This window comes from Thermomonas sp., assembly GCF_035369645.1.
Classification (GTDB): Bacteria; Pseudomonadota; Gammaproteobacteria; order Xanthomonadales; family Xanthomonadaceae; genus Thermomonas.
In genome coordinates, this window is record NZ_DAOOUM010000033.1 from 1 (window position 1) to 7,706 (window position 7,706).

The 7,706-nt window shown below is 61.7% G+C and carries 8 protein-coding genes; 1 reads left to right on the top strand and 7 read right to left on the bottom strand.

Features of this window, described 5'->3' with window-relative positions; translation table 11 throughout:
- Positions 1 to 574: type I glyceraldehyde-3-phosphate dehydrogenase (locus PK789_RS07640; RefSeq protein ID WP_324308181.1), on the bottom strand; the 574-nt coding region annotated here is incomplete at its 3' end.
- Between the two features lie 86 nt (positions 575 to 660).
- Here PK789_RS07640 and PK789_RS07645 point away from each other — a divergent pair.
- Positions 661 to 1,515, top strand: a complete 855-nt coding sequence (locus tag PK789_RS07645) for a S1/P1 nuclease (protein WP_324308182.1) — start codon at positions 661 to 663, stop codon at positions 1,513 to 1,515.
- A 63-nt stretch (positions 1,516 to 1,578) separates the two neighbouring features.
- Here PK789_RS07645 and PK789_RS07650 read toward each other — a convergent pair whose 3' ends face one another.
- From PK789_RS07650 to PK789_RS07675, 6 genes are all read right to left on the bottom strand, one after another.
- Positions 1,579 to 3,330 carry a TonB family protein gene (locus PK789_RS07650; protein WP_324308183.1) on the bottom strand — a complete coding sequence of 584 codons (1,752 nt, stop codon included), beginning with the start codon at positions 3,328 to 3,330 and terminating at the stop codon, positions 1,579 to 1,581.
- A complete protein-coding gene (locus PK789_RS07655; protein ID WP_223629188.1) occupies positions 3,317 to 3,688 on the bottom strand; it encodes a BlaI/MecI/CopY family transcriptional regulator in 372 nt (123 codons plus the stop codon). The genes PK789_RS07650 and PK789_RS07655 overlap by 14 nt, the downstream gene beginning before the upstream one ends.
- A gap of 117 nt (positions 3,689 to 3,805) precedes the next feature.
- Positions 3,806 to 4,252: a copper chaperone PCu(A)C gene (locus PK789_RS07660; RefSeq protein ID WP_324308184.1), complete on the bottom strand. Its 447-nt coding sequence runs from the start codon at positions 4,250 to 4,252 to the stop codon at positions 3,806 to 3,808.
- 68 nt (positions 4,253 to 4,320) lie between these two features.
- Positions 4,321 to 6,387 carry a TonB-dependent copper receptor gene (locus PK789_RS07665; RefSeq protein ID WP_324308185.1) on the bottom strand — a complete coding sequence of 689 codons (2,067 nt, stop codon included), beginning with the start codon at positions 6,385 to 6,387 and terminating at the stop codon, positions 4,321 to 4,323.
- Positions 6,388 to 6,442: 55 nt separating this feature from the next.
- On the bottom strand, positions 6,443 to 6,841 hold the full coding sequence (locus PK789_RS07670) for a DUF2946 family protein (RefSeq protein WP_324308186.1): 399 nt from the start codon (positions 6,839 to 6,841) through the stop codon (positions 6,443 to 6,445).
- 25 nt (positions 6,842 to 6,866) lie between these two features.
- Positions 6,867 to 7,706: transketolase-like TK C-terminal-containing protein (locus PK789_RS07675; protein ID WP_324308187.1), on the bottom strand; the 840-nt coding region annotated here is incomplete at its 5' end.

The following is a 7,706-nucleotide window of genomic DNA, read 5'->3' on the forward strand; positions in this document are numbered from 1 at the left end:
ACGGGCCGTCCACGGTTTTCTGGGTGGCGGTGGCGGCATGCACGGTGGTCATCAGACCGCGCTTGATACCCCACTTATCGTTCAGCACCTTGGCGATCGGGGCCAGGCAATTGGTGGTGCACGAAGCGTTGGAGATGATCGCCTCGCCGGCGTATTTGGCATGGTTCACACCGTACACAAACATCGGCGTGGCGTCTTTGGATGGGGCCGACAGCAGCACTTTCTTGGCACCAGCATCCACATGCTTCTGCGCAGTATCGGCCGACAGGAACAGGCCGGTGGACTCGATCACCACGTCGGCACCCACGGCATCCCATTTCAAGTTGGCCGGGTCACGCTCGGCAGTCAGGCGAATACGCTTGCCGTTCACCACCAGCGCGCCGTCTTCCACCGCCACATCGCCCTGAAAGCGGCCATGCACCGAGTCGTGTTTGAGCATGTAGGCCAGATAATCCGGCTCCAGCAGGTCGTTGATGCCGACGATTTCGATGTCGTCGCCAAAGTTCTGCACGGCCGCGCGGAACACGCAGCGCCCGATGCGGCCGAAGCCGTTGATACCGACCTTGATTGCCATTGCGGGAAAACTCCTGAGGGAAGATGCGCCGAACCTGACGCGGGGGCTTATCATTTTAGCCTTTCCCCACTCTGCCGGCTTGACCCATGTCCAGAATCCTGCGTTCTTGCTTTGTGATCTGCCTGCTATGCGTGTTGCCCGTCACCGCGGCCTGGGCTTGGGGTGCGTTGGGCCATGCCTTGGTGGGCGAGTTGGCGCAGCGCCACCTGAACCCCAAAGCCCGCGCCGAAGTGGCCAAATTGCTGGCTGGTGAGCCCAACCCCAGTTTGGCTGGCGTGGCCAGCTGGGCCGATGATCTGCGCAACGACGACCCGCCGCGCTTCAAAGAAACCCAACGCTGGCACTACATCAATGCCAAAGGCGGCGGCTGCGATTTCGACCTTGCCCGTGACTGCCCCGACGGCAATTGCGTGGTGGGCGCGATCAACAAACAACTGGCCATCTTGGGCGACCGCAGCCAACCACTGGAAGCACGCCGGGATGCACTGAAATTTGTGGTGCATCTGGTCGGTGATGAACACCAGCCCATGCATGCCGGCAACCGTACCGACAGTGGCGGCAACCGGTTCCAGATCAGCTTGCGCACCCCCATCGCACCCGAAGCCTACGCGCAAAAAAGTTATGTCGATGGCGTGATGGGCACCAATCTGCATTCGGTGTGGGATTACTACATTCTCGCCAGCCGCAAATTGAAACTGCTGGATTACGCCAAGCTGCTGGACAAACAAGCGTGGGATCCTGCCTCTGCGGCCACCGGCACCCCGCTGAATTGGGCCGAGGAGTCCTGCACATTGATCGATGCCAAGGGCATTTATCCACCCGAGGATCAGCACAAGATGGATCACACCTATCTCGATCAAATGCGCCCATTGGCCGAAGCGCGCGTACATGTGGCCGCCGAGAGGCTGGCGAATTTGCTGAACCAGACACTGGGCCAATAACGCTGCACTGAAGCTTGCGCATCATCCCGCGAAGGCGAAGATGACGCGCAAGTGGGACGCAACTCAGCAGCCTTGTTCCTGCGGCCCGGTGGCCCAGCTGCCACGCAAAGATGCCAGCATCGCGTCGTAGCCAGCCAAGCCGGTGCTGGCCGAAAACACAACAGCGATTGCAGTAGGGCGGGTGGGCTTGACTCGGGTGGCCGCTGACGCACCATCCGGCCGAAACTCAACCGGCACCCGCACCTTGCCGGCAATCGCTTTTCCATTCTTCATCGCCGGTTTGAACCGCCACTTCTGTGCGGCTTCAAGAGTGGCGGCATCCAGCTGCGCATTGCCGGATGTGCGTTCGACCTTCAGTCCAGTGACGCTGCCGTTGGCGGCAATATCAACAACCAGCACAACGGTTCCGCCGATGTTTTTTTGCAACGCATCTTTCGGATATTGCGGCGGATTTGCAGTGCGTGAGACGGCATCTATCTGCCCGGACTGTAACTGCTTCACTTTCGATGCGGGGACAATTGACGCTGCGTATGCGCTCTTGACGGGTAACTCCTTCGCCGCCAAATCATTCAATGTGACATCCAGCCGCAACCCCTTGAACGCCTTGCCTTCATTTTCCGCGACAGCTACAGAACCAATCTGGATAGCCGCTGGCTTGCCGTTCAGAGCGATTAACTTTGGCTCTGCAACCTGTTTGCCATCTTCATCAATGCGCAGCACCAGCGCCAATGCGGGCTTACCTTGATGCTTGACCCGGGTCACGGTGCCAACAATGACGAAGCGTCTGCCATCGGCATCCGTTTCCAATGAGAACGGCTTGCCTACTTTGCTCACCACGTGCAACACCTTCGGGGCATTCTCATCTACCCGCAGTACGACATCGGCAGCGATACCATCCGCCGGAACAACTACCGACGGTACAGCCGGCTGCGCCGCCCAAGCCGCATAGCCACCGCCCAGCAACAGGCATGTCAGTACGCTGCGACCCAGCCAGCGCTGTGTTGTGGAAACAGGTTTTGCAAGCATTGCGATTCTCTCCTTGAGTGGGTGGCCAAAGCCAAAATGGCAGCCCAGCGGCGATGCTTGCATCACCAACTGAACTTGCAACAACGCATCGCCATAGCAACGACGGGCATGCGGTTGGCGGGCGAGCACGTCGGCATCGCAGGCCAGCTCTTGGTCGTTGCGCATGCGCAAGACCGCGATGTGAAATAACGGGTTGAACCAAAACAGGCAGCGCAGCACTGCCGCAACAAAGTTGCTGCGCAAGTCCCCGCGTGCGATGTGGGCCTGCTCGTGCGCCAGCACCAGCGCACGCTGTTCGGCATTGAAACGGGTGTCGAAATCCGCCGGCAACACCACTTGTGGTCGCCACAAGCCCAATGTGGCCGGCAGCCCCGCACGGGCGGCCTGCGAGCGCCATACACCTGCGTGCGGCACCAGTGGCGTCACACTACGGCGGAACCTGGACTGCACGCGCCACATCCACAGCCCACACGCAACCGCACCCAGTGACCACATCGCAACCAAACCCCAGCGCCAATCCAACCACGCAACAGCGGGGGCCGCACGTACCACCATCCATTGCGCCGGCATCACCAACACCTGCGCCAATGGTGCTGGTGCCAACTGCGCCACCGGTGCCGGCAGCACGCTAGCCAGCAACGCGGCAGGTACCAACAACCACGCGGCATACGCCACACCCACCCCAAACGCACGTCGCAGTGGGCGACGCAGGGCCAGCACCATGACAATGGCGGCACTACCCGCCAAAGTGGCTTGCAACAACCCCGCCAAAAGTTCAGTGCTGGGCATCGTCAAGGCCCTCGATCAACTTGCGCAGTTCGGCAATGTCGTTGCGGCTCAATTCTTGATGCTGCGAAAAATGCGCCACCAGCGGCGCAACTCGGCCATCGAACAAGCGATCCAGCAAGCCGCGACTTTCCTTCAGCACCCAGTCTTCGCGCTTGAGTAATGGCGAATACAAATAGCGCCGCCCTTCTTTCTGCGCACTGATCGCGCCCTTGTTGAGCAGACGATTGAGCAAGGTCTTGATGGTGGCCTCTTGCCAATCTTGCTGGCTGGCAAGCGCGGCCGCCACCTCATCCGCACCCAGCGGGTGCTGCCGCCAGAGCACATCCATCACCACCGATTCGGCTTCGCTGATTTGCATCGTTTACACCCGTAATTTTCTTTAGATTACGAATGTAAACAACAAAGTCAAGCGCCGTTCGTCGGGATCCGAGCCACAATCCATTGCAAGTGCCAAGCTGCAGTGAAACCGCTGTGGCTAGCCGCCGGCCCCGATCCCGCGCACGGCAAATGTCACCTTCACCTTGCCGGCGCGTTGAAACACCAGCGCTGCCTCAAAATGATCACCCTCGATCAGCGCTCGTGTTGGCCCAATCAACATCAGGTGATAGCTGCCGGGTTTGAATTCCAGCTGCCCATGCGCAGGTACGATCAGCCCATCGGTAATCTGGCGCATGCGCATCACCCCGCCATCGTTGCGCATTTCGTGAATTTCGATGCGCTTGGCAATCGGGCTTTCCACGCGCAGCAGGCGGTCCTCCGCGTTGCCCGTGTTGACCACGGTAAAGAAGCCGCCAGCCACCGGGGCAACCACCGGTACCGCACGCGCCCAGGCATCGACCACCCGCACTTCGCGTTTATCCGCCGCCGATACCGCCAAGGACAGCAGCAGCACCAGCAATCCCGTCACGATTGTTTTCATCATCTGTGTTCTCCGAACGCAGCGCAGCGATGCCGTGCACCGCTGCGGTGCTTGACGTCAGTGTGCCTGCATTACAACGCGAGGTTGAGTTTCAGCCACAGGTTGCGGCCCGGCTCATGGATGCGCACCGGCAGCGCCGGATAGCCAAAATCCGCACTGCCCGCCAGATTCAGATGTTCGCTGTAAGTGCGATTGAACAGATTATCGATGCCGGTCGTCAGTTGCATCCGCGCATTGAGACGATAGCCCGCGTTCAGCGCCAGCGTGGCAAAGCCTGCGCTGGGGCCAAGATCACGACCCGTCACATTGCCTTGATTCAAACTGACCCGTGACTGCGCCGCCACCGCGCGCAGCAACACCCCTGCACTCCACTGGCCGTTGTCCCATGCCGCGCTGAAACGGCCTTCCAGCGGTGTCATCTGCGGCAAGGGGATTTGCGCACCCATATTCGCGCCCCATGCCCACGCCACGTTGCCTGCCAGCGTCCAGTCCTTGCCCGGACGCAGCTCGCCACCCGCCTCGAAGCCGTGGATGCGCGCATCGATATTGGAGGCGATGCTGGTCATCCCCATCATGCCGCCACTCATGTAGCGGAACAGGATGTAGTCCTGGATGCGCCCGGCATACGCAGACACCCATGCATTGCTGCGTTTGCCATGCCACTGCGCACCAACATCCAGTTGCGTGGTTTTTTCCGGCTGCACACCGGCAAACGCGTTCGGCGCGCCCAGTGGCCCGTTGTTGGGTGAAAACAGTTCCCAGTAATCCGGCATGCGCTGCACATGCCCCACACCCGCGTACCAACCCAAACCGCTGCCGGCAATGTCGCGCTGATAGCGGACGAAACCGCTGGGTAATGTGTCACGACGGGCCTGCCCGAAGGTGGAATTGGGCATGCCCATCATCCCGGCAGTGCTGCGCTGATCGACCACGTCTGCCCGATCCATGCGCGCGCCCGCAATCACGTGCTGCCCCGCTGCCAAGGTCCAGTTGCCCTCGGCAAACACGCCAAGATTGCGCATCAGTGCGTCCTGCGCCCACGGTTTGGCGGCATACATCCCCCGCCCCATCGCGCTGCGCGAACGATGCTGACTGCGCTGTGCATCGACACCTGCCGTCAGCGCGAAGCTATGCCATTCCCAATCCGCAGCGATGCGTCCACCGCTGGTGACCCGCTCCACATTCGCCGCCATCGGCATCGGCATCGTGCTCATCGGGTTGGGATCGCGCAGCGTGTAGTTATCCATCACATGATCGGCGTCGTTGCGATAGGCGCTGGCGGTGAGCTTGCGCAGCATGCCGCCGAACGCTTTTTCAAAGCGCAGGCCCAGGCTATCGCGGCGAAACTGCGCACCATCCATGCCGCGACCGGCATAGCGCGCCTGGCCATTGCCAATCCCGGCGGAGACTTCCAGCAATGTGTCTGCATCCGGTGTCCAACCCAGCGCCGCATCGGTATTCCATTTCTTCCATGCAGACGGCACGCGCGCACCGTTGCCATCGGCATAGTCGCCCGCTTGCGAGCGATTGGCGCTCACCCGCGCATAGCCCGTGGGTGCACCGGCAGTGATATCGAACAGCTGATCATTCCGACCAAAACTGCCGCCCAGCACACTGGCTTGTGCACGCAGCCCGGGTTCGTCGAAGCGCGGGGTTTCACGCTGAAAGCGCACCGTGCCCGCCGATGCTCCCGGCCCCCACAACACCGTTTGCGGGCCTTTGATCACGGTCAGGCTGTCGTAGGTTTCCGGGGCGACATAGGACAACGGGTTGTCCATCCGCGCCGGGCAAGCGCCGGGCATGCCGCCGTCGTTGCTCAGCAGGTTGAGGCGCGAACCGAACATGCCGCGCAGCACCGGGTCGCCATTGCTGCCGCCATTGCGTACGGCGGAAAAGCCGGGAATGGTTTTGAGGTAGTCGGCACCATCACTGGCCGGCACCGGTTGGCGCGGCAGCTTGGGGTCGGTTTCGAAGGTCAGCGCTTGCGTGGGTGTGCCGATGACCACCACGCGATCGAGATTCTTGGCGGTCCCATCCACGCCATTGGCACAGGCGAGGACGGGGAACAAGCAGATGGAAAGCGCACAGGCAAGCGCGCAGCGCGACGGCCGTGCCGTCGCGAAACATGAGGAAGACATGATGGCTCCAGATCACAAGAGGGCGAGGCGATGCCTCGCAGGAATGCGTCGTGATTCAGAGCAGGATCGGCGGCCCTCGCGCACCCAGACCGCGCAGCAGCGGCACAGCACACAATGCGGGCTGCGCCCACGTGGGCAATAGCACGCACCGCAATGGCGGCAGCAGCATGACCACCGCCAGCAACAGCGGCGTCAGCGATGCCAGCAGTGGGCAGTAGCCGCAATCGTCCGGCATCGCGCCGGTCGGTGCGGGTGGTTTGCCCGCATCGCCCAGCAGGCTGGCCGGCTGCATCGCCAACCCATCCACGGTACACATCGCCAGCACCGCGTCAGGAAGACGTGGCGCGGTACTTTCCAGCCAACGGCTGACGCTTGGCATCACTGACAGCAACAAGATGGCTGCCAGTGCCAGGCGGGCCATCCAATGCTGAAAGCGGGTCGAACGCAAGATCATCGCAGTGACAAGACTACGCCCGGTTTCACAGCGCGTTGCTGACTTCGATCAAGCGTTCCACCGTGATCCCGAAATGCGGGAACAATTTTTCCGCCGGTGCGCTGGCACCAAAGCTGTCGATGCCGATCACCGCACCATCCAAGCCAACGTACTTGCCCCAGAATCCCGTCACGCCGGCTTCGATGGCCACGCGCTTGCGGCAGGCCTTGGGCAGCACCGCTTCGCGATAGGCCGCGTCCTGACGCTCGAACACTTCCACGCACGGCATCGACACCACGCGCACGCCATCCCCCAATTGCGCCGCTGCTTGCATCGCCAGACCCACTTCGCTACCGGTGGCGAGCAGGATGATCTCCGGCGCACCCGCGCTGTCTTTCAGCACATACCCGCCGCGTGCGACATGCGCCAACTGCGCGGCATCGCGTGCCTGGTGTGGCAGGTTTTGGCGGCTGAAGATCAGGCAGCTGGGGCCGTGGGTGCGGTCGATGGCGCACTTCCATGCCACCGCCGATTCCACCGCATCGCACGGTCGCCAGACATCGTTGTTCGGGATGTAGCGCAAGGACGCCACGTGCTCCACCGGCTGGTGGGTGGGGCCGTCTTCGCCCAAGCCAATCGAGTCATGGGTATAGACGTGGATGGCGCGAATCCCCATCAATGCGCTCATCCGCACCGCGTTGCGGGCGTAGTCCGAGAACACCAGAAAGGTCGCGTCATACGGGATGAAGCCGCCGTGCAGCGCCAGTCCGTTGCTGATCGCGGTCATGCCGAATTCGCGTACACCCGAATGGATGTAGTTGGCATTGGCATCGCTGCAGGTCACCGACTTGCTGCCCTTCCACAGGGTCAAATTGGAATGCGCAAG

What these genes read in the sequence shown, in the direction of transcription:
- PK789_RS07645 (WP_324308182.1), top strand. Translation starts at nt 661, where the DNA reads ATGTCCAGAATCCTGCGTTCTTGCTTTGTGATCTGCCTGCTATGCGTG.
- PK789_RS07650 (WP_324308183.1), bottom strand. Translation starts at nt 3,330, where the DNA reads ATGCCCAGCACTGAACTTTTGGCGGGGTTGTTGCAAGCCACTTTGGCG.
- PK789_RS07655 (WP_223629188.1), bottom strand. Translation starts at nt 3,688, where the DNA reads ATGCAAATCAGCGAAGCCGAATCGGTGGTGATGGATGTGCTCTGGCGG.
- PK789_RS07660 (WP_324308184.1), bottom strand. Translation starts at nt 4,252, where the DNA reads ATGATGAAAACAATCGTGACGGGATTGCTGGTGCTGCTGCTGTCCTTG.
- PK789_RS07665 (WP_324308185.1), bottom strand. Translation starts at nt 6,387, where the DNA reads ATGTCTTCCTCATGTTTCGCGACGGCACGGCCGTCGCGCTGCGCGCTT.
- PK789_RS07670 (WP_324308186.1), bottom strand. Translation starts at nt 6,841, where the DNA reads ATGATCTTGCGTTCGACCCGCTTTCAGCATTGGATGGCCCGCCTGGCA.